Consider the following 19,905-nt stretch of genomic DNA (forward strand, 5'->3'; position numbering starts at 1 on the left):
GGCGCTTTCGATCGCCATCGTGGGCGCGGGGCCAACGGCGGTCTATGCCCTCGATGCGCTCCAGCGCCAGGGCTTGCCTTACCGCGTCACGCTGCTTGAAGCGGGCGGACAACCGGGACAAGGCATTCCGTTCAATGCGCAGCACAATGGCGCACACCTTCTGGCCAATATCGCCGGGTTCGAATTGCCGGCGGTGGGCGAAACGCTCAACGCCTGGGCCATGCGGCAAACGCCGCAGCGCCAGGCCGCATTGGGCCTGGCCGGCATGGCGCATGATGAACGCGCGTTCTTTCCGCGCATGGCGCTGGGCGCCTATTATGCCGATCAGCTGGCACAGGCGATGGCGCCCGATGCCGGGCCTTGCGTCGTGACCCTGCATTGCCATGCCGAAGTGCACGACATCGTGGCACGTCCCGATGGCGTGCGCGTGCTGTGGACGCAATCCGATGGACCAGGGGGCGAGCGCCATGCTGCCGATTTCGACGCGGTGATCGTTGCCAGCGGCTATGGCAAGCCCGACGTGGGCGAGCGCCTGGCCGGCGCGACCGCGCGCGACAGCAAGGGGCGGCAGGTGGCCGTGCTGGGCAGTTCGCTGAGCGCCATCGATGCTGCGGTGGAACTGGCGGTGCGCCATGGCCAATTCCACGAAGCGGCCGACGGTACGCTGCAATACGCGATGGAGCGGCCCTTTTCCGTCACGTTCCTGTCGCGGCACGGCCTGTTGCCCGAGGCCGATTTCTGGGTGCCCGAACAGGCCCCGCCGCTGCGCCATTGCACGCCCCTGGCGCTGGCCAGCGCGGTGCGTGGCGAGGAAGGCGATCTCGACCGCGCCTTTGCGCTGTTCGCGCGCGAACTGGCGCAGGCCGATCCGGCCTATGCCGCCGAGATGGCGCTCGACACCGCCGATGCCGACAGCTTTGCCGATCGTCACTTCGCGCGCCGCATGGCGGCCGATCCCTTTGCGCATGCGCGGGCCAACCTGGCGCAAGCGCGCGCCAGCCATGCACAAGCCCGGCCCAGCCCCTGGCGCCATGCGATCCTGCGCATGCACGGAGCATTCGCCACGATCGTGCCTGCACTGGCGCCGGGGGACCTCGCGCGTTTCGTGCGCGGGCTCAAGCGCGTGTTCGTGGACAACTACGCGGCGGTGCCGCATCTTTCGGTGGAGCGCCTGCTGGCACTGCACGATGCCGGTGTGCTGACCGTCCAGCGCATCGCCAGTGGTCAAAGCGTGACCCGTGCCCCGGACGCGGGTGGCAAAGCCGGCTGCTGGGCGATTGCCGGCGCAGGTTCGGTCGGCCACTTCGACGACGTGATCGACGCGCGCGGCCAGGCGCCGCTGGGCCTGGAAGACTTTCCCTTTCCCACGCTGCGCCTGCACTTGTGCGCGCAGGCGCTGGCGCAGGATCGCGATTGGCATGAAGGCCTGGCCCCCGCACAAGGCCATGTGCTTGATCCCGAAGATCCTGCCCTGGCGCGCATCCACGTGCTGTCGTTGCCGTTCCTGCTGCACCGGCACCCGTTCATCCAGGGCCTGACCGAAAGCGCCGCCATGGCGCGTGCTTGTGTGGCGGCGCTGGGCCGCCGCGCGCGCGCCGCCAGCCCATCCTCGGGCTCGGCGCGCGAAGACATCCATGCCGCGCTCGATTGGCTCGACCGCACCGAGCCGATCTACCTGGGCCGTGACGTGCTGATGGTGGCGCGCGGCGAGCGCGATGAGCAGGCGCCGCCAACGACCTGATCTGCGGACGGAATTTTTTCGCAAGCGGGGTGACGGAAACGCGCGCGCAGTGCATCGATGCGCTGATGCCTGCAATGTCCTCTTCTCTCATCGGCTGGGTGAGCCGCCACGTGCTGCCGCACGAGCGCGCGCTGCGCACCTGGTTGCGCACCGCCTTTCCGGGGCGCGATGTCGATGACGTGGTCCAGGAATCCTATTGCCGGCTGGCTTCGCTATCCAGCGTCGCGCACATCGACGATCCCCGCCGCTATTTTTTCCGCATTGCGCGCAATATCGTGCTGGAGCAGGTACGCCGTGAGCGGGTGGTGCGCATCGAAGCGGCCAGCGGGCTGGCCGTGCTGGAAGGGGCAGCGCTTGAGCAGCAAGGCCAGGGCGAGGAAAGCAGCCCCGAACGGATTGTCGCCGGGCGTATGGCGCTGGAGCGGGTGGAGGCGTTGATCGACGCGCTGCCCGAGCGCAGCCGCGCGATCGTGCGCATGCGCAAGATCGACGGCCTGCCCCAGCGCGAGATCGCCGCGCGCCTTGGGCTTAGCGAGAACGTGGTGGAAAACGAAGTGGCGCGGGGCCTGCGCCGCGTGCTGGACCAGTTGACGGAAGGCGAGCGCGCGGAAATGCCCACGCGTGCCCGCCGCGCGCCGCCGGTGCGCGCGCCCCGGCAGGGAGAGCGGCCATGACGCCAGGCAATCCGATCGATGGCAATCCTACCGATGCCAATCCCGTCGATGTCCGGGCCTGCCAATGGGCCGCCGCGCTCGATCGCGGGCTCGATGCCCAGGAAGAAGCTGCGCTCGATGCCTGGCTTGGCGAGGACACGCGCCATCGCGGTGCCTTGCTGCGCGCCCAGGCCGGCATGGCGCTGCTCGATCGCTGCCGCGCGCTGGGCAGTGGTGGCGAGGCGGCCGATGACGCCGGCGATGCTGGGTCGGGCGAAGATGGGCCGGGCGAAGATGGGGCCGACGATCTGGCAAAGAGCGCAGGCTGGCGCACCACCCGTCGCCAGGCGCTTGCCCTGGCGGGCGTGGGCGTGGCCGGCGGGTTGGTCGGCGCGAGCGCGCTGGCGCTGTGGCCACAAGGGCAGGGCATCCGCACGCGCATCGGCGAGATGCGCCGCGTGCCGCTGGCCGACGGGTCGATGGCGGTGGTCAATAGCGGCAGCGAATTGAACCTGTCGTTCACCCCGCGCCGCCGCGATGTGAACCTGGCGCAGGGCGAGGCGTGGTTCCAGGTGGCCAAGGCGCCCGACCGGCCCTTTACCGTGCGCGCCGGCCGCGTGCGGGTGCAGGCGGTGGGCACCGCATTCAACGTGCGCCGTGCCGGCGTCGGGGTTGACGTGGTGGTGACCGAAGGCACGGTGAAAGTGTGGAGCGAAGGGGGCGAGCCGCTCCTGGTGAAGGCTGGTCAGCGCGCCGTGCTCGACGATGGCGTGGGCCTGGCAGTCAGCGCCATCGCGCCCGACGCGGCACAGCAGGAACTGGCCTGGCGCGAAGGGCAGATCGTGCTGGACGACGTGACGCTGGCCCAGGCTGCGCAACGCTTCAACGCCTATCACGAAGACCGCCTGGAAGTGGACCCGGCGCTGGCCGACAAGCGTGTGGTCGGCTCTTTCCAAACCAACGACATGGATGGTTTTGCCCAGGCCTGTGCGGCCATGGTAGGCGGCCGGGTTGAGCGCGGCAACGGCGTCATCCGTATTTTGCGATAGCATGGGATGACAAAAAGCGGGAACCGGTTTTTGTCATTAAATCACACGATAACAAAGGTCTGGAGCACAATCCTGTTTTTGTGAAACGCCATTGTGCTCCAGATTTCGCATATTTTTTGAACCGGACTGACGGAAAAGCGTTGGCCGGTCATCTGTGGGTCCGAACGCTGCAAAAGCGCGCCAACCTTCAGGGGAGGATTACCCATGCGATCGATCCATCGCTTCTGCATCTCTTCATCTATTCTGGCCGGTGCGGCCATGGTGGCCAGTGCGCCTGCGCTGGCCGATGAACAGGTGCGCCAGTTCGACGTTCCCGGCCAGGCCGCCAAGGATGGCATCGTGATCTTTGCCCGCCAGGCCGGCATCCAGATCCTGGCGCCCGGCTCTGCCACGCAAGGGCGCCGCACCGCGCCGCTCAAGGGCCGCTTTACGGTGAGCGATGGCCTGCGCCGCCTGGCCGCTTCGGGCCATCTGCGCCTGGTATCGTTCGACGGCCGCACGGCCGTTCTGGCCGACGCGCAATCGCCCGACCGGCCGATCGATCCGCCGCCGGCGCGCCTGCGCGCCGCGCCCCGGCCGCTGGCAACCCCAGTTGCGGCGCAAACGGTTGCCCCGGCGCCTGCCGCATCGCCCAGCCCGGTCGAGGCCCAGGATGCGCCACCCCCCGGCATCGTGGGCACCGAAGCCATCGTGGTGACCGGCAGCACTTCGGGCCGCCGCACGCAGTTCAATTCCTCCAGCAACGTGACGCTGGCCAACGCGGCCGAATTGCAGCGCAAGGCGCCGCGCTCGGTGGCCGAAACGCTCGAACTCGTCCCCGGCATCTTCGTGGAGGCCACCGCCGGCCCGGCTTCCAACAACTATTCGGTGCGCGGCCTGCGCGGCGGCGGGCAGACGTTCATCACGCTGGAGCAGGATGGCCTGCCCATCCTCTATGGCGGTGGCGGTGCCGACTTCTATTTCCAGCAGGACCTGTCGGTCGATCGCATGGAAGCGGTGGAAGGCGGCACCTCGGGCGTGCTGGCCCCCAATGGCGCGGGCGCGACGATCAACTTCATCTCGCGCAAGCTCAATTTCGACAAGCTGGGCGGCGCGGTGCGCGTCAGTGGCACGACCTATTCGGATTTTCGGGCCGATGCCTATCTTTCCGGCCCGGTGTCCGATGGCCTGGCCTATAGCCTGAGCGGCTATTTCTGGAGCCAGCGCGGCCAGCGCAAATCGTCGTTCCGCTACAACAGCTATCAGGTGAAGGGCCAGATCGAGAAGCGGTTCGACGACGATGGCTTTGTGCGCCTGACGCTGCAGCGCCGCGACGAGCGCGATCCCTATTATGCCGACATGCCCTTTGCCGTGGATTCGTCGGGCAAGATCGGCAGCGTGCCGGGCACCGACCTGAAATACGACAACATCCTGGGTGAGGCGTTCCGTTCGATCGCGGTGCCCGATGCCTCGGCTACGGGCAATCGCCTGCGCACCTTCAGCGGCAAGGATGGCATCCACACCACCTCGTGGACCTATCGCATCGACATGGAAAAGCCGCTGGCCGATGGCGTGAAGCTGTTTGCCCGTGCGCGCTATCTTGATGGCAATTATGATTTCAACGGCATCTTCCCGGGCAGCGGCTCGGGCACGGCGGGCCTCGCTTCGGCGGTGGATTACCTGACGCCGGGCACTTCGCCGATCGCCAGCACGCTGACGGCGGGCGCGGCGGCCTTTCCCGGCACGGCGCAGTTCGGCATTCGCGATACGCTGACCGGCAAGGTCATCGCCGCGTCGGACACGGCCACGCTCAACGCGCTCAACGGCAATGGCCTGCTGCAGCAGACCGTGCTCAACCACCAGACGCTCTCGACCAAGGATTTTGGCAGCAACTTTGGCGTGACCTGGGACGCCCGCAGCGATGCGATCCAGAACTCGCTGACCGTGGGCGGCATGTATTACGACGTGAAGCATCGCAACGACCAGTCGGCCGTGGCCACGCTGATCAACGACGTGCGCAACAATTCGCACATCTATGACGTGGTGGCGCTGAGCGCGGGGGGCGAAGTGCTGGGCCAGCTCACCAACAACGGCATGCTCAGCTATGGCAACTGGGGCCAGGGGATCTACAACGATCACGTCGAAAGCCTGTCGGGCTATTTCAACGACGAACTGACCATCAATGACAAGCTGCACATCGACTTTGGCGCGCGGTACGAACACCAGCACGTGGCGGTTAACATCGGCAACACCGCCACCGTGAACGAAGCGGTGCCGGCCGGCACGCCGGGCCTGGCGCAGGACGTGGGCAGCACGTTTGACGGCACCTATACCCGCTATGCCGCGAGCTATCACGACTGGGCCTATACCGCCGGGATCAACTACGAACTGACGCCCAACGTCTCGCTCTATCTGCGCGGGGCCAAGGGTTTCCAGACCAACGGCGGTGACACCGGCGGCACGCACGCGCCCACCGATCTCACGCTCTATGAAGGCGGGGTGCGGCTGCGCACTTCGTTCCTCTCGGCCTCGATCGTCGGCTTCCGCACCTTGTTCAAGAACCAGTCGTACCAGTTCATCAATCCGTCGGACCCAGCCAATGCCGTCAACGCTTTGGCCAACAACACCACCAACGGGGTGCAACTCGATGCCGAAGTGCGGCCGACGCGGTACTTCACCATCACGGCCACGGGCGTCTACCAGGTGCCGCGCCTCAACAACCTTCGCTTCGATGGCGCCGCCCAGACGCAATACGAAGGCAATACGCCGGAACGCACGCCGAAAAAGCTGCTCACCGTCACGCCCACCTTCACGCTGCCCCATGGGCTTGGCGAGATTTATGGCCGGTGGAAATACGTGGGTAAGATCTTTGCCGACGCAGGCAATGGCGTGGCCCTGCCCAGCTATAGCGTGTTCACCATCGGCACCAATCTCAACCTGAGCGACCAGTTGAACCTGGCGGTGAGCGTGGACAACCTGACCAACGCCAAGGGCTTTACCGAAGGCAACCCGCGCCAGGGGCAGACCCAGACGATCGTCAACGGCTATTTCTATGGCCGCGCGATCGCCGGGCGCAACGCCATGGCGTCGCTCACCTATCGGTTCTGACGTCCCCCCCCCCGCGCCGGGGGCTGCCCTCCCATGGCCCCCGGCGCACCCCCTTCTCATTCGTATTGTTGATCCTTTCGTCACCCCGGACTTGATCCGGGGTCCCACTTCTTGGAGCTTGGCGTAACGCTGCAGGAAAAAGCGGGACCCCGGGTCAAGCCCGGGGCGGCGGATGGAGATTTAGAGGCCAACGTCTTTTCCTTACAGGAGTCCCCATGATCCCCTCTCGCGTGCTGGCCCCGCTGGCCTTGCTGTTTCTGGCCGGGGCCGCACCGGCACCGGTGTTGCAGGAGGGGCTCAATCTCAACACCTTCGTGCAAGAGGGCGATGTGGCAGCGCATGTGCTGCTGCGCTCGGGGACTGATCCGCGCCTGATCGTGGCGTTTCCCGCGGGCAACAGCGGGGTGGGCCTGTGGTTCGGCAGGATTGCCAAGCCGGCGCAATGGGCGATCACCACGCCGCCGGTGCCGATCCATGAAGCCGATGCCCAGGGCCGCCCGTTGCGCGGCGTGCGCCTTGCCGCCCAGATCGCTGCGCCGCGGCTGGATCTCAAGCAGGCCGTGCTGTCCAGCGTGCGCGTGCTGCGCGACTACCAGGCGCTCGGCACGGCGCCCGGGCAAGTGCTGGTGGCGCCGACGATCGCCGGGCAAAGCGTGGTATGGCAGCGCGACCGGCTGGACGGCAAGGCAGGCTATCGGCTGGCCCTGACCATCACCCACGGGCGCCTGGTCGATGGTGCGATCGTGGCCGGCGCCGATGGGCGCATCGCTGTGGCGATCACCGCCTTGAGCGGCGATCCCGCGCTGACGCCCTACACCTCGCAAACCCTGCTGACGCCCCAGGCGGCGGCCGATCCGGCGGCGCGGCGCGCGTTGCAATTCCTGAGCTATCATGAGAAGTTCCTTGCCGGTTCCTGGCGGTTCAACACCTATTTCGGACGGGACACGCTCATGTCGGTGCGCCTGCTGATGCCGGTGTTGACGCCGCCGGCGGTGGAAACGGGCTTGCGCTCGGTGCTCACCCGCCTGTCGGCCGATGGCAATGTCGCGCACGAGGAAGACATCGGCGAATTTGCCGTGCTCGACCATCTGAAAGCGGGCGAAGGGCCGAGCGACGCGCCGACCTACAACTATGCGATGATCGACAGCGCCTTTTTGCTGGCCCCGGTGGCGCGGGCCTGGCTGGTGGACGATCCGCGTGGGGCAGCCCGCGCGGGCACCTTCCTGGCCGAGCGCGACGGGGACAAGGCGCTGGGCGCCGCGCTGATGGCCAATCTGCGCCATGTGGCGCAGGCGGCAGATGCCTTTGCCCGCGATCCGCGCTGGCAGAACCTCATCGCGCTCAAGCCCGGCATGGATGCGGGCGAATGGCGCGACAGCAACGATGGCCTGGGCGGCGGACGCTATCCTTACGATGTCAACGCCGTGCTGGTGCCGGCCGCGCTCGATGCCACCGCCGCGATGGCGCGGGCCGGGTTGCTCGATGCCTATGCCACGCCGCAGGACCGGGCGATGCTCGCGCGCCTGCCGCAGATGGCCAAGGTCTGGCACGAAGCGGCGCCGCGCCTGTTCCTGCAAAGCGTGCCTGCGGCCAAGGCGCGGGCGCAAGTGGACGCCTATGCCAAGGCCGAAGGCGTGCCGGCCACGCCCGCGCTGGCCGCGCTGGGCAACCAGCCGCTGCGTTATCACGCCATCGCGCTTGATGGCGCGGGGCAGCCGGTGCCGATACTCCATTCCGACGAAGGCTTTGCCCTGCTGATGGGCAGCCCCGATGCCGATCAGGTCATGCTGGCCGCCGATACCATGGCGCGGCCCTTTCCCGCCGGGTTGATGACCGGGGCGGGCATGGTGGTCGCCGATCCGGCGCTGGCCCCGCCGGCCTTGCAGGCACGCTTTGGCCGCAATGCCTATCACGGCACGGTGGTGTGGTCGTGGCATCAGGCCCTGGCGGCGGCGGGCCTGGCGCGGCAGGCGGCGCGGGCCGATCTGCCCGCCCCGGTCTGTGCGCGGGTGCGTACAGCGCAGGCGGCGCTGTGGCGCGGGATCGACGCCAGCCGCGCGGTGCAAAGCTCCGAGCTGTGGTCGTGGAGCTATGCCGGCGGGCGCTACAAGGTGGAAGCGTTCGGCGCGCGTGGCGGCGATGCCGATGAATCCAACGCGGCGCAATTGTGGAGCACGGTTTACCTAGCGCTCAAGCGTCCGGCGCCGGGCGTCAACGGCTGCGGCCAGCGATGAGCGCGGCGCCCATCCGTAGCGTGGCCATCCTGGGCGGAGGCACCGCCGGATGGATGACGGCGGCCGCCTTGTCCAAGGCGCTTTCCGCACAAGGCGTGGCGATTGCGCTGATCGAATCCGATGCGATCGGCACGATCGGCGTGGGCGAGGCGACGATCCCCACGATCCACTGGTTCAACCAGCTGATCGGCCTGGACGAAGCCGCGTTCATGGCCGAGACCGGCGCGACCTGGAAGCTGGGCATCGAATTTCGCGGCTGGCAGGGGGAGGGCAGCGCCTATTTCCACCCGTTCGGCACCTATGGCCTGCCCGGCGATGCGCAGATGCTGCCGCACCGGCTGATCCGCGCGTGGAACGGCGGCCATGCCCTGGATATCGAGCAGTTCTCGCTTACCACGCAAATGGCGCGCGCCGGGGTCTTTGCACGGAGTAACGGCGATCCGCGCTCGCTGCTCTCGACGCTGGGCCATGCCTATCACTTCGACGCCGGACTCTATGCTGGGTTCCTGCGCCGCATGGCCGAGGAACGCGGGGTGCGGCGCCACGAAGGGCGGGTGACCCGGATCGAGCAGGACGGGCAGACCGGCTTCATCCAGGCGTTGACGACCGAGCGGGGCGAGCGCGTGGCGGCGGACTTGTTCATCGATTGCTCGGGCCTGGGCGGCCTTTTGATCGAAGGGCAGATGCACGCCGGGTTCGAGGATTGGTCGCACTGGCTGCCCTGCGACAGCGCCTGGGCCGCGCCGACGGCAGCCGATGCCGCGCCGCCGCTTTATACCATGGCAACGGCTGCGCAGGCGGGCTGGCGCTGGCGCATTCCGCTGCAGCATCGCGTGGGCAATGGCTATGTCTTTTCCAGCAAGTTCCAGGATGCAGAGGCGGCGCGAAGCGACCTCCTGGCGGCGATCGGCACGCCCACGGCCGATCCGCGCCTGATCCGCTTCACCCCCGGCCGGCGCCGCCAGGCGTGGATCGGCAATGTCGTGGCGATCGGCCTGTCCAGCGGTTTCCTCGAACCGCTGGAATCGACCAGCATCCATTTGATCCAGACCGGGATCGGAAAGCTGCTTTCGCTGTTTCCCAGACAGGACTGCGAAGGCTTGCTGGCAGAGCAATATAACCGGGTTTTCGCGCAGGAGATGGACGACGTGCGCGATTTTCTGGTTCTGCACTATCACTTTACGCAGGGCCGCAGCGAGCCCATGTGGCAGGCCTGCCAGGCCGCGCCGCTGCCCGAAACTTTGGCCTACAAGGTGGACCAGTTCCAACGCAGCGGGCGGCTTATGCTGCGCGGCGAAGAGCTGTTCCGCGATGCGAGCTGGTTTGCGGTGATGACCGGCCAGGGCCTGCGCGCGCACGATCACAACCCGATGCTGGACAGCATGAGTGCGGCGGACAACCTGCGGCACCTTGATGCCTTGCGCGCGGCGATTGCCAAGAGCGCGGCGCAATTGCAGGGCGCACGATGAAAGCGCGCGCGCTGCTGCTCGGCCTGGTGGCGCTGGCCACCATGGCGCAGACAGCCCCGCCGCCCGCCCCGCCGCCAGCGCCGCCGCAAGTGCTGTTCGGCCCGCTGTTCGAAGCGGTGCAGGCGGCCAAGGTGTTCCCCGACAGCAAGACCTTTGCCGACGCCACCCCGCGCGAGGCGCCAGAGGCGATCCTTGCCGCCTGGCGGGCGGAGCAGCCGCAGGGCGCCGATGCCCTGCGCGCCTTCGTCGACAAGCATTTCGTCGTGCCGGCCGAGCCGGGGGCCAAGCCGTCGTTGCGCGCCCACATCGCTGCACTCTGGCCACAACTGACGCGCCCTGCATTCACCCCGCCGCCCGGTTCGTCCGCGCTCGCCATGCCGCAGCCCTATGTCGTGCCGGGCGGCCGCTTTCGCGAAATCTATTACTGGGACAGCTATTTCACCATGCTGGGCCTGAAAGCCGATGGGCAGGACCAGCTGATTGCGGGGATGCTCGACGATTTCGATAGCCTGGTGTCCCGCTATGGCTTCGTGCCCAATGGCACGCGCACGTATTACCTCGGCCGCTCGCAGCCGCCGTTCCTGGCGCTGATGGCCGATCTCGATCCGCGCCAGGATGCCGCCACGGCGGCGCGGCATCTGGCCGCGCTGCGGGCCGAGCATGCGTTCTGGATGAAGGGCGCACCCGCCGCGCGCAAAAGCGGCGCTGCGGCGCGCGTGGTGCGCATGCCCGATGGCAGCCTGCTCAACCGCTATTGGGACGATGCGCCCGGCCCGCGCGATGAATCCTGGCGCGAGGACGTGGCCACGGCGCGCGCCTCGGGCCGGCCGGTGGCCGATGTCTATACAGACCTGCGCGCCGGGGCGGAAAGCGGGTGGGACTATTCCTCTCGCTGGCTGGCCGATCCCGCCCGCCTGGAAACGATCCGCACCACCCAGATCGTGCCGGTCGATCTCAACAGCCTGCTTTGGGCGCAAGAGACCGCCATCGCCCGGCGCTGTGCGCAGGCCGGGGACAAGGCCTGTGCCACGGATTTCGCGGCCCAGGCCGCCGCGCGCGGCCGCGCGATCCAGCGCTGGTTGTGGGTGCAACGCCAGGGCCGCTTTGCCGATTGGGATCGTGAAAGCGCCAGGCCCACGCCGCGCGTTTCGGCGGCGACGCTCTATCCCCTGTTCGTGGGGCTGGCGCGGCCCGATCAGGCGCAAGCGGTGGCCAGGCTGGTGCGGGCGCAGCTGCTGGCGCCGGGGGGCCTGCGCACCACGCCCTTGCGCACCGGGCAGCAGTGGGACGATCCCAACGGCTGGGCGCCGCTGCAATGGATCGCCCACGAAGGCCTGGCCCGCTATGGCGAGACCGATCTGGCCGCGACGATCGCGCGTTCGTGGCTGGCAACAGTGCAGGCCGCCTATGACGATACGGGCAAGATGCTGGAAAAATACGACGTGGAGACCCACGCGCCCGGCGGCGGCGGGGAATATCCGCTGCAGGATGGCTTTGGCTGGACCAACGGCGTGACGCGGGCTTTTCTGGAGTGGTATGGGGGGTAGTGCGAGGTTTCCACCACCCCCCAACCCCCTCCTCTGAAGAGGAGGGGGAGAATGACGTTAAAGCCCCCTCCTCTTCAGAGGAGGGGGTTGGGGGTGGTGCAAAGCCTCGAACAACGCTCCTTGCAAAAACGCCCAATGCCCCATATATTGCCCCATTATCGCGGCATTTGGTGAGGCAATCGTGGCAACGGCGTTTCTGGTCGATGTGGTGGGGCAAGGCGGGGCGGTTTCGCCCGATGTCGTCTCGGGCCGGTTGCGCATCACCAAGACCGAACTGGCCCAGGCGCTGGGCCTGTCGCGCGACAGCGTGTCCAAGGCCAGCCGCGTGGCTTCGCCCGCTACGCAGAAGCGGCTGCGTGACATGGTGGAAATCGTCAACCGCGTGATCCCGTGGGCGGGATCGGAACTGGCGGCCTTTGCCTGGTATCGCTCGCAGCCTTTGCCCTCGTTCGGGGACCAGACCGCCGAGGACCTGGTCCATGCCGGGCGGGGCGAGGCGGTGAAGCGCTATCTCAGCCGTATTGCCGAGGGCGGATTTGCTTGACCCTGCCCAGGAGCAAGCTGGTGGGCGCGGTCTATCGCGCGCACCATCCGCGCTGGGCGTTCGATCCGGTTTCGGGCGAAGGCGCGGCGCGCCATGGCGGGCGGTTCAATCCCGTGGGCACGCCCGCGCTCTATACTGCGCTGCGGCCAGAGACGGCCTGGGCAGAAGCGCAGCAGGGCTTTGCATTCAAGGCGCAGCCGCTGACACTGTGTTCCTATGACGTGGACTGCGCCGATCTGGTCGATCTGACCGATGCGGCCAGCCTGGAGGCCTTGGGCGTGGCGCCGGTGGACCTGGCCTGTGCCTGGGAAGACCTGGCCGATCGCGGGCAAGTGCCGCCAACCTGGCACCTGGCCACGCGCCTCATCGCGCAAGGGGCAGCAGGGGCCATCGTGCCCAGCTTTGCCCATCGCGCCGGCCCGCAGGACCGCAACCTGGTGTTCTGGCGCTGGGGCGCCGATCCGCCGCACCAGGTGCGCGTGGTGGACGACCACGGCCGCCTGCCGCGCGACGACAGTTCCTGGCGCTAAGCGGCGTGGACAAATCAGCGGTTTGAGAAAGACCGGAAGTGGTGGGAAGCTGACCTTTAATGAGCCTTAGTCAGGCAAATGGCAGTTCTGGCATTTCCGATCAAAAGGCCAGAATGGCATAAACAACGAAAAGTACTGCCTGCTGCATTGACTGCAACTCCAAAAGCAGGTGACTAACAAAAATCCTGCCTGCCCCACCATAATCAGCATTGCGCTTGTTAGGATGAGAGTTGCACCGATCACGGCGTAGGCTGTTGCAAAAGTTAAGAGTATTCCTGTTAGACCTAACCCAACAAGCGGCAATACAACGCCTGCAAAGGTTAAGAGGAACCGGGCACGTTCATGTGTCATCTTAGCAAAGCACCTTGTATGGCGCGTTCTTTCGCAGCCACTGGGTAATCATGATGCAAACGGCAGATATCCGCAATGCGTCGTGTCCGGAACGGCACGTTTTGTGTGCCGGTGTCGGAAGCCGCCCATCACAACGCTCACAACATGACTGCAACTGGTGGGAAGCGGTCGTAGGAATTGATGCACTACGCCACAAAAATGGAAGCTGGGGGGGCAATAGCCAATGCGAACAGCGCAGCCACCGTCCATCTGCTCCCGCGCAGTTGAAGTGCAAGCGCCGTAAAAAATAGCACTGCAAGCGCCGTAAGGTAAATGTTCTGAATATGCTCAACGTTTGCAAAGCACGCGGCAACTTCGTCCGGTCGCTCGTTGAGTTGACACTCGGCCATGAATAGCACCGGTAAAGGACAGAGGGAGAACAGGGTTGCCCCGATCAATCCCAGTGTGAAGCTGAGCACCTTCATATCATGACTATAACACGTTCCTTTTGGTCGGCAATGTCGGCGTGTCTTGAGCGACGCCTTCTGGGGCGAATCCGGGCATTAGAATTTGCCCACGCCTCCTAGGGCTTCGCGGTCCAAGCACACAGCCCCAGGCTTGCGCCCTTGGCCAGCGCCGCCTTGGCCGCGCCATCGGGCAGGGCCGTGCTGTGTCCACCCTGGCAGACCACGGTCTTGCCGGAAATGCCCGCCAGTTCGATCAGGACCTGGTCCCAGTGGCGATACTGCACATCGTGGGCTTCGCCGGGATAGACGCGGAAGGTCACCACGTTGGGGAAATGGCTGCGCCAATATTCCGCCTGGTCCAGCGTGACCAGCGGATCGGCTCCGCCCTGGAAGATGTGCACCGGCGCCTTGACCGCCGATACATCGGGCGCCGGCCCGCAATAGCGCTGCATTTCCGCCGCTTCGGGCAAGGGATCGCCCATCTGCCCGCGAATGAAGAAGGTTCGCGCCCCTTCCTCGAACGCGCGATCGGCAAATCCGGGGATGCGATGGGTGGGACTGGTGGCGGGAAAGCCCCACCAGGCCTGCGGGTTCTGCACCTGGTTCGTCAGCGATTGCGCGAGGGCGGCCAGCGGCACGCCGCATTGCTTGCCATGTGGGTTGGTGGCGGCCGTGGCCAGCATGTGCAGGCTGATCACCCGATCGGGCAGCGCGCCGGCCACCGCGGCCATGTAGGGCCCACCGCCCGAAATCGCGACGCCGGCAAAGCGACGGACGCCCAGGTGATCGAGCACGGCGCGCACTTCGCCGGCATAATCGGCATAAGTCCACCCCGGTTGATAGGCGGTGTCGCCAAAGCCGTTGCGCTCCACGGTGATGAACCGCAGTTTCAGCGCCACGCGCAGGGTCTTGAGGAAATCGGTCATCCCGCTGGCGCGCGCGCTGGTGCCGGTGCCGCCGATGAACAGCACGCTGCGCCCGCCCAGATCGCCGGTGTCGCTGAAATGGACCACGCGGCCCGAAGGCAGGGTGAGCGCCTGCACCGCCGGCCCGAAATCGTCGAAGCGATCGGGCAGGGCGGGCATCGCCGGCGGCTTTGCCGTTGCAGGTTGGGCGACCGTGGCCGCCAGAAGAAGTGCTATCATCAGGCGGCGCATGGCGTTCTCTCCTCTCAACCCAGGGCGATACGGCGCCCGGCGCCATCGGGCACCGGCAGATCAGCTTGCGCGGCGGCCAGGGCAGCCATGCGCTCGGCCGGAATGCCCGTGGCCGGGCCGGCGCGGCCCGTTGCCTTGGCCACATGCAGCAGCATCTGTTCGGCCGTGGCCACCAGTTGCCCGTCCCGGCTGCGAAACAGGCTGTGGAACACATGCGCGCGCTTGGCATCGGCGCCGAGCACCTGGGTGCTGGCGATCAACCGGTCTCCGGCATGGGTTTCGCCCAAGTGGCGGATGTGCGTTTCCACGGTGAACCAGCTGCCTTCGCTGGCCAGATAGGCCGCGTCCACGCCGATGTGGCGAAGCAGCGCGTCGGTCGTGTCGCCGAACACCTGGAGATAGCGGTGCTCGGTCATATGGCCGTTGTAGTCGATCCAATCGGGCGGCACGTCGGTGCTGTGCAGCGCCAGCGGGCGATGCTCGTCCGGCGCACTGCCCAGCGGGGCTGGCGCATGTTCCATCAGGCGACGGGCATAGGCGGCCAGCGTCCGCCCGGCGCCGTAATCCTGCCCGCGCAGGCCCGAAAGCACCGCGATCAGGCAATCGTCGCGCTGGCGTTCCAGATCGCGGATGGACACGCTGGCGGCTTGGTCGTCGGATTGGGCAGCAACCGTGTCGATCAGGTCCTGCGTCAGCTCGGGCGCTTCCAGCTTGGTCCACGGCAGTTTCAGCGCGGGGCCGAACTGGGCGAGGAAGTGGCGCATGCCCGCTTCGCCCCCGGCCATGCGATAGATCAGGAACGTACCCATGAACGACCAGCGCAGCCCCGCGCCAAAGCGCACCGCGTCGTCGATCTCTTCGGTCGTGGCCACGCCGTCGTTGACCAGCCACAGCGCCTCGCGCCACAAGGCTTCCAGCAGTCGGTCGGCGATGAAACCGTCGATTTCCTTGCGCACATGCAACGGGTGCATGCCGATCGCGGTATAGAAGGCGGCGGCGCGTTCCCGGGTTTGGGCTGAGGTCTGGGCGCCGCCGCAGATTTCAACCAACGGCAGGAGGTATACCGGGTTGAAGGGATGACCCACGACCAGCCGTTCAGGATGGGCCATGCCCGATTGCAAGCGAGTGGGCAAAAGGCCCGAGGTGGACGAACCGATGATCACATCGGGCCGGGTGGCCGCATCGATGCGCGCCAGAATCTCGATCTTCAGGTCTTCGCGTTCGGGCAGGCTTTCCTGCACGAAATCGGCATCGGCCACCGCGTCTTCCACGCTTGCCGCCAGGCGCAGGTGGCCTTGCGGCGGCAGGGCGCCGGGCACCAGCTTGTCCCAGGCGCGGCGCGCGGCAGCCAGCACGGTCGTCACCTTGCGCTCGATCTCGGGATCGGGATCGAAGATCGCCACGTCGATGCCGTTGAGCAGCATGCGCGCCGCCCAGCCCGCGCCGATTACCCCGCCGCCGACCAGCCCGGCGCGGGCAATATCCTGCACTGCCATTAGCGCACCTTCTTCAGCTTGAGCTTCTCGCGCACCTCGGCCGGACCCATCACCCGCACGTTCATCGCCTCGATGATGGTGCGGGCGCGCGTGACGAGATCGGCGTTCGATGCCTTGACCCCGCGCGAGAGATAGAGGTTGTCTTCCAGGCCCACGCGCACGTTGCCACCGGCCAGCACCGCCATGGCCACGAACGGCAATTGCCGCGCGCCGATTGAAAAGGCGGAGAACGTAGCACCGGCAGGCAACTGGTTGACCATGGCCATGGTCGTGCCCGGATCGTCGGGTGCGCCATAGGGAATGCCCAGGCACAGCTGGATCATCACCGGATCATCGAGCAGGCCTTCCTTGATCAGGTCCTTCACGAAGACCAGGTGCCCGAAATCGAACACTTCGAGTTCGGGCCGCACGCCCAGTTCCTGGACCTTGGCGGCCATCGCGCGCAAGTGGCTGGGCGTGTTGGTCATGACATAGTCGCCCAGCGAGAAATTCATCGTCCCGCAATCGAGCGTGCAGATTTCCGGCAGCAGTTCGACCACGTGGGCAAGCCGCTCCATCGGGCCGACCATGTCGGTGCCTTGCGGGTTGAGCGGCAGGGGATGCTCGCCCGAACCGAACACCACGTCGCCGCCCATGCCGGCGGTGAGGTTGATGATCACGTCGGTGTCCGAAGCGCGAATGCGTTCGACCACTTCGCGGTAGAGCGCAACGTCGCGGCTGGCCTGGCCGGTCTGCGGATCGCGCACGTGGATGTGGGCGATTGCCGCGCCGGCCCGGGCCGCCTCGATCGAGGCATTGGCGATCTGTTCGGGCGTGATCGGCAAGCCGGGATGGCGGCTGGCGGTGTCGCCGGAACCGGTGACGGCGCAGGTGATGAACACTTCGCTTTGCATCGAAACCCCCAATGGTGATGCGGCAGTGATGATGCACGCAGTGTGATGCAGCCCGGCAAAATATTTCATGCGAAAAACGACACTGATCGTGCAATTTCCGACGCCACGTGTTTTCCTGGTTGGCGATGACCATGGCGCCTGAACGAATCGATTTCCTGCTGGTGGAGGGCTTCTCTGCGCTGGCTTTCTTTTCCACGGTGGAGCCGCTGCGCGTGGCCAATCGCCTGGCCGCGCAGCCGCTGTTTGCCTGGCGCTTGCATTCCGCCGACGGGCAGCCGGTGGCGGCGTCGAGCGGGATGCGCGTGGTGGTCGATGCGCCGCTTGAGGCGCTCGTTCCGCCCGGCACGCTGATCGTGTGCGCCGGGTTCCACCCCGAACGCGGCCTTGGGCGGCCCGGGCTTGCGGCGCTGCGCCGCTATGGCCGGGGCAGCGGTCGGTTCGGCGCGATCGACACGGGCATCGTGCTCTTGGCTCAGGCGGGCGTGGCCGGGCCCGGCCCGGTGGCGATCCACTGGGAAGCGGAAAGCCATTTCCGCGAGACCTGGCCGCAGATCGCCGTGGCCGACGCGCTCTACACGCTGAGCGAGCGGCTGTTCACCTGCGCCGGGGGCACCGCCGCGCTCGACATGATGCTCGAGCGCATCGCGCGGGCCCACGGCGTGGCCTTTGCCAATGCCGTGGCCGAACAGTTCATCCACGAGCGCATCCGCCCGGCCGGCGAGGGCCAGCGCATGGCGGCCGGCCAGCGCCTGGCCATCCGCGATCCCCACGTGCTGCGCGCCGTGGCGACGATGGAGGCCCATCTCGACGGCCCGCTGCCTTCGGCGCAGCTCGCCCGCCGCGCCGGGGTGGGGGTGCGCCAGTTGGAGCGGCTGTTCGTGGCACACCTGGGGCTGACGCCGCAGCGCCACTACCGCCGGCTGCGGCTGGAGCGGGCGCGCGGCTTACTGGAAACCACCGACATGCGCGTGCTTGACGTGGCGCTGGCCACAGGGTTCGATTCGGCTTCGGCGCTGACGCGCGAACTGCGCCGCGCGTTCGGCCTGACGGCCACGGCGGCGCGGCGCGGCACGCGCTTTGCCACGGCTGTGGCGGGCGATTGACGGGGTCACATTTCCCCCTTGCAGGCCCCCGTCCAGCCCCCCAGCATCGCGTGTACACACGGGTGTACACGGGGGCGTGCATAGGCACGACCCGCCAAATGGGGGGAAATGGGCCATGTCCAGCCAACCGGTTTCGCGCTCCAAAATCGAAGCGCACTCGATTGATTTCGTGCCCTTGAGCGAGCGGCACGGCAAAGTCTGGCATCTGTGGCCGGTGTGGTTTGCCGGCGACGCGCACCTGGCCACGCTGGCCACCGGGGCGCTGGGGATTGCCATGGGGCTCAACCTGTTCTGGTCGCTGGCCGCGATCGTCGGGGGCTGTGCGCTCGGCACGTTCTTCATGGCGTTCCACGCGGCGCAGGGGCCGCAACTGGGCCTGCCGCAGATGATCCAGTCGCGCCCGCAATTCGGCTATCGCGGGGCGTTGCTGGTGTGGGTCGTCGCGCTGATCACTTACGTGGGCTACAATGCCTTCAATCAGGTGCTGGCGGCACAGACCGTGCACGAGCTGGCCGGCTTGCCACCGCGCCCGACCATGGCGGTTTTCACCGTCCTGGCGATGGGCGTGGCGCTGATCGGCTATGACCTGATCCACCGCGCGCAACGCACGCTGGCTTTCGCCCTGATCGCCATCCTGGCGGTGTTCACGGCCGGCGCCGCGCTGCTCGTGCCGCTGCCCGCCGGGCAATTCGATCCGCACCGCTTCGTCATGATCCCATTCCTGCTGCAATTCTTTGCGGCGGCCGCCTATCAGCTCAGCTGGTCGATCTATGTATCGGATTATTCGCGCTATCTTCCCCCGGAAGTGGGCGTGCGCGCGGCATTCTGGTGGACGTTTGGCGGGGCGATGCTGGGCGGCGTGTGGATGATGGCGGTGGGGGCCATTGCCGCAGCCGCCCTGCCGCAGGAAGGGGTGATCGCCGCCGCGCGCCTGGTGGGCGACCAGATCGTGCCCGGTTTCGGCATGGTCCTGCTGGTCGTCGCCTTTGCCGGGTTGATCACCGCCACCTCTCTCAATTTCTACGGTGCGTCGCTCACGCTGCTGTCGATCGCGGATTCGTTCATGACCTTGCGTAGCACGATCCGCGAACGCGTCGTGTCGCTGGTGATCGTCACGGTACTGGCTTCGGCGCTGTCCTTTTCGGCGTCGAAAGACTTCATGCACGATTACGAATTGTTGCTGTCCGTCCTGCTCTACATCTTCACGCCGTGGACGGCGATCAACCTGGTCGATTTCTACGTGGTGCGCAAAGGGCACTATTCGATCGCGGCGATATTCGACCCCGATGGCATCTATGGCCGCTGGAATGCGCGGGGCTTGCTGGCCTATCTGGCCGGGTTCCTGGCGATGGTGCCGTTTTTCAGCACGCACGTGTTCACGGGCCCGGTAGCGCGCGCTTTGGGCGGGGCAGACGTGTCGATGCTGGTCGGGCTGCCGGTCTCGGCAATCGCCTATTTGTGGCTGTGTCGTGACATTGCGGCGGGTCAGGATGATGCAACATCCTACCATAAGCAAAGCGTTTGTTGACCATAAGTTGCGCTTTGCTTAGCTTTTTTGACAGGAGGACCTGGCTGAACTGATCCGGCGAGTCCGCAAAAGCGAAA

16 protein-coding genes are annotated in these 19,905 nt (G+C 66.8%); 11 read left to right on the forward strand and 5 right to left on the reverse strand.

Annotated elements, in window-relative coordinates:
• The first annotated feature begins 19 nt into the window (after nucleotides 1-19).
• The 3 genes from FHT19_RS11705 to FHT19_RS11715 all read left to right on the forward strand — a co-directional run bounded on the left by FHT19_RS11705 (nucleotide 20) and on the right by FHT19_RS11715 (nucleotide 3,443).
• Nucleotides 20-1,741 (forward strand): FAD/NAD(P)-binding protein, encoded by a 1,722-nt coding sequence (locus tag FHT19_RS11705; protein ID WP_169475259.1) that lies wholly within the window; start codon nucleotides 20-22, stop codon nucleotides 1,739-1,741.
• Between the two features lie 74 nt (nucleotides 1,742-1,815).
• A complete protein-coding gene (locus FHT19_RS11710) occupies nucleotides 1,816-2,415 on the forward strand; it encodes a sigma-70 family RNA polymerase sigma factor (protein ID WP_246866270.1) in 600 nt (199 codons plus the stop codon).
• Entirely contained in the window at nucleotides 2,412-3,443 is a 1,032-nt protein-coding gene (locus FHT19_RS11715; protein ID WP_169475260.1) for a FecR domain-containing protein, read from the forward strand. The genes FHT19_RS11710 and FHT19_RS11715 overlap by 4 nt, the downstream gene beginning before the upstream one ends.
• Nucleotides 3,444-3,484: 41 nt before the next feature.
• Here FHT19_RS11715 and FHT19_RS11720 read toward each other — a convergent pair whose 3' ends face one another.
• Entirely contained in the window at nucleotides 3,485-3,703 is a 219-nt protein-coding gene (locus FHT19_RS11720; RefSeq protein ID WP_169475053.1) for a hypothetical protein, read from the reverse strand.
• Between FHT19_RS11720 and FHT19_RS11725 the strand changes: the two genes are divergently transcribed.
• The 6 genes from FHT19_RS11725 to FHT19_RS11750 all read left to right on the forward strand — a co-directional run bounded on the left by FHT19_RS11725 (nucleotide 3,702) and on the right by FHT19_RS11750 (nucleotide 12,854).
• Nucleotides 3,702-6,530: a TonB-dependent receptor gene (locus FHT19_RS11725; protein WP_248290421.1), complete on the forward strand. Its 2,829-nt coding sequence runs from the start codon at nucleotides 3,702-3,704 to the stop codon at nucleotides 6,528-6,530. The two genes, FHT19_RS11720 and FHT19_RS11725, sit on opposite strands and share 2 nt — an antisense overlap.
• A gap of 215 nt (nucleotides 6,531-6,745) precedes the next feature.
• Complete coding sequence (locus FHT19_RS11730; protein ID WP_169475262.1) at nucleotides 6,746-8,764, forward strand: hypothetical protein; 2,019 nt, start codon at nucleotides 6,746-6,748, stop codon at nucleotides 8,762-8,764.
• A complete protein-coding gene (locus FHT19_RS11735; RefSeq protein WP_169475263.1) occupies nucleotides 8,761-10,233 on the forward strand; it encodes a tryptophan halogenase family protein in 1,473 nt (490 codons plus the stop codon). The genes FHT19_RS11730 and FHT19_RS11735 overlap by 4 nt, the downstream gene beginning before the upstream one ends.
• On the forward strand, nucleotides 10,230-11,780 hold the full coding sequence (treF, locus tag FHT19_RS11740) for an alpha,alpha-trehalase TreF (protein WP_169475264.1): 1,551 nt from the start codon (nucleotides 10,230-10,232) through the stop codon (nucleotides 11,778-11,780). The genes FHT19_RS11735 and treF overlap by 4 nt, the downstream gene beginning before the upstream one ends.
• A gap of 181 nt (nucleotides 11,781-11,961) precedes the next feature.
• Nucleotides 11,962-12,324: an antitoxin Xre/MbcA/ParS toxin-binding domain-containing protein gene (locus tag FHT19_RS11745; protein ID WP_168557419.1), complete on the forward strand. Its 363-nt coding sequence runs from the start codon at nucleotides 11,962-11,964 to the stop codon at nucleotides 12,322-12,324.
• The gene (locus FHT19_RS11750) at nucleotides 12,321-12,854 is read left to right on the forward strand and encodes an RES domain-containing protein (RefSeq protein ID WP_169475265.1); all 534 of its coding nucleotides are present in this window, start codon (nucleotides 12,321-12,323) and stop codon (nucleotides 12,852-12,854) included. Before FHT19_RS11745 ends, FHT19_RS11750 begins: the two co-directional genes overlap by 4 nt.
• A 536-nt stretch (nucleotides 12,855-13,390) precedes the next feature.
• Here the strand turns inward: FHT19_RS11750 and FHT19_RS11755 are convergent.
• The 4 genes from FHT19_RS11755 to FHT19_RS11770 form a co-directional block, all read right to left on the reverse strand.
• A complete protein-coding gene (locus tag FHT19_RS11755) occupies nucleotides 13,391-13,669 on the reverse strand; it encodes a hypothetical protein (protein WP_169475266.1) in 279 nt (92 codons plus the stop codon).
• 98 nt (nucleotides 13,670-13,767) lie between these two features.
• Complete coding sequence (locus tag FHT19_RS11760) at nucleotides 13,768-14,796, reverse strand: alpha/beta hydrolase (protein ID WP_169475267.1); 1,029 nt, start codon at nucleotides 14,794-14,796, stop codon at nucleotides 13,768-13,770.
• Nucleotides 14,797-14,822: 26 nt separating this feature from the next.
• Nucleotides 14,823-16,304 carry a carnitine 3-dehydrogenase gene (locus tag FHT19_RS11765; RefSeq protein WP_211184890.1) on the reverse strand — a complete coding sequence of 494 codons (1,482 nt, stop codon included), beginning with the start codon at nucleotides 16,302-16,304 and terminating at the stop codon, nucleotides 14,823-14,825.
• Nucleotides 16,304-17,266, reverse strand: coding sequence for a 3-keto-5-aminohexanoate cleavage protein (locus FHT19_RS11770; protein ID WP_248290422.1), 963 nt, complete (start codon nucleotides 17,264-17,266; stop codon nucleotides 16,304-16,306). The genes FHT19_RS11765 and FHT19_RS11770 overlap by 1 nt, the downstream gene beginning before the upstream one ends.
• Nucleotides 17,267-17,328: 62 nt before the next feature.
• Between FHT19_RS11770 and FHT19_RS11775 the strand changes: the two genes are divergently transcribed.
• The gene (locus tag FHT19_RS11775; RefSeq protein WP_169475268.1) at nucleotides 17,329-18,300 is read left to right on the forward strand and encodes a GlxA family transcriptional regulator; all 972 of its coding nucleotides are present in this window, start codon (nucleotides 17,329-17,331) and stop codon (nucleotides 18,298-18,300) included.
• Between the two features lie 115 nt (nucleotides 18,301-18,415).
• Nucleotides 18,416-19,828: a cytosine permease gene (locus FHT19_RS11780; protein ID WP_169475269.1), complete on the forward strand. Its 1,413-nt coding sequence runs from the start codon at nucleotides 18,416-18,418 to the stop codon at nucleotides 19,826-19,828.
• Nucleotides 19,829-19,905: the final 77 nt, after the last annotated feature.

Source organism: Novosphingobium sp. SG919 (assembly GCF_012932495.1).
Taxonomy (GTDB): domain Bacteria; phylum Pseudomonadota; class Alphaproteobacteria; order Sphingomonadales; family Sphingomonadaceae; genus Novosphingobium; species Novosphingobium rhizosphaerae.

What these genes read in the sequence shown, in the direction of transcription:
- FHT19_RS11735 (WP_169475263.1), top strand. Translation starts at nt 8,761, where the DNA reads ATGAGCGCGGCGCCCATCCGTAGCGTGGCCATCCTGGGCGGAGGCACC.
- FHT19_RS11715 (WP_169475260.1), top strand. Translation starts at nt 2,412, where the DNA reads ATGACGCCAGGCAATCCGATCGATGGCAATCCTACCGATGCCAATCCC.
- FHT19_RS11770 (WP_248290422.1), bottom strand. Translation starts at nt 17,266, where the DNA reads ATGAAATATTTTGCCGGGCTGCATCACACTGCGTGCATCATCACTGCC.
- FHT19_RS11725 (WP_248290421.1), top strand. Translation starts at nt 3,702, where the DNA reads ATGGTGGCCAGTGCGCCTGCGCTGGCCGATGAACAGGTGCGCCAGTTC.
- FHT19_RS11775 (WP_169475268.1), top strand. Translation starts at nt 17,329, where the DNA reads ATGGCGCCTGAACGAATCGATTTCCTGCTGGTGGAGGGCTTCTCTGCG.
- FHT19_RS11730 (WP_169475262.1), top strand. Translation starts at nt 6,746, where the DNA reads ATGATCCCCTCTCGCGTGCTGGCCCCGCTGGCCTTGCTGTTTCTGGCC.
- FHT19_RS11765 (WP_211184890.1), bottom strand. Translation starts at nt 16,304, where the DNA reads ATGGCAGTGCAGGATATTGCCCGCGCCGGGCTGGTCGGCGGCGGGGTA.
- FHT19_RS11710 (WP_246866270.1), top strand. Translation starts at nt 1,816, where the DNA reads ATGTCCTCTTCTCTCATCGGCTGGGTGAGCCGCCACGTGCTGCCGCAC.
- treF (WP_169475264.1), top strand. Translation starts at nt 10,230, where the DNA reads ATGAAAGCGCGCGCGCTGCTGCTCGGCCTGGTGGCGCTGGCCACCATG.
- FHT19_RS11720 (WP_169475053.1), bottom strand. Translation starts at nt 3,703, where the DNA reads ATGGCCGCACCGGCCAGAATAGATGAAGAGATGCAGAAGCGATGGATC.
- FHT19_RS11760 (WP_169475267.1), bottom strand. Translation starts at nt 14,796, where the DNA reads ATGATAGCACTTCTTCTGGCGGCCACGGTCGCCCAACCTGCAACGGCA.
- FHT19_RS11755 (WP_169475266.1), bottom strand. Translation starts at nt 13,669, where the DNA reads ATGAAGGTGCTCAGCTTCACACTGGGATTGATCGGGGCAACCCTGTTC.
- FHT19_RS11780 (WP_169475269.1), top strand. Translation starts at nt 18,416, where the DNA reads ATGTCCAGCCAACCGGTTTCGCGCTCCAAAATCGAAGCGCACTCGATT.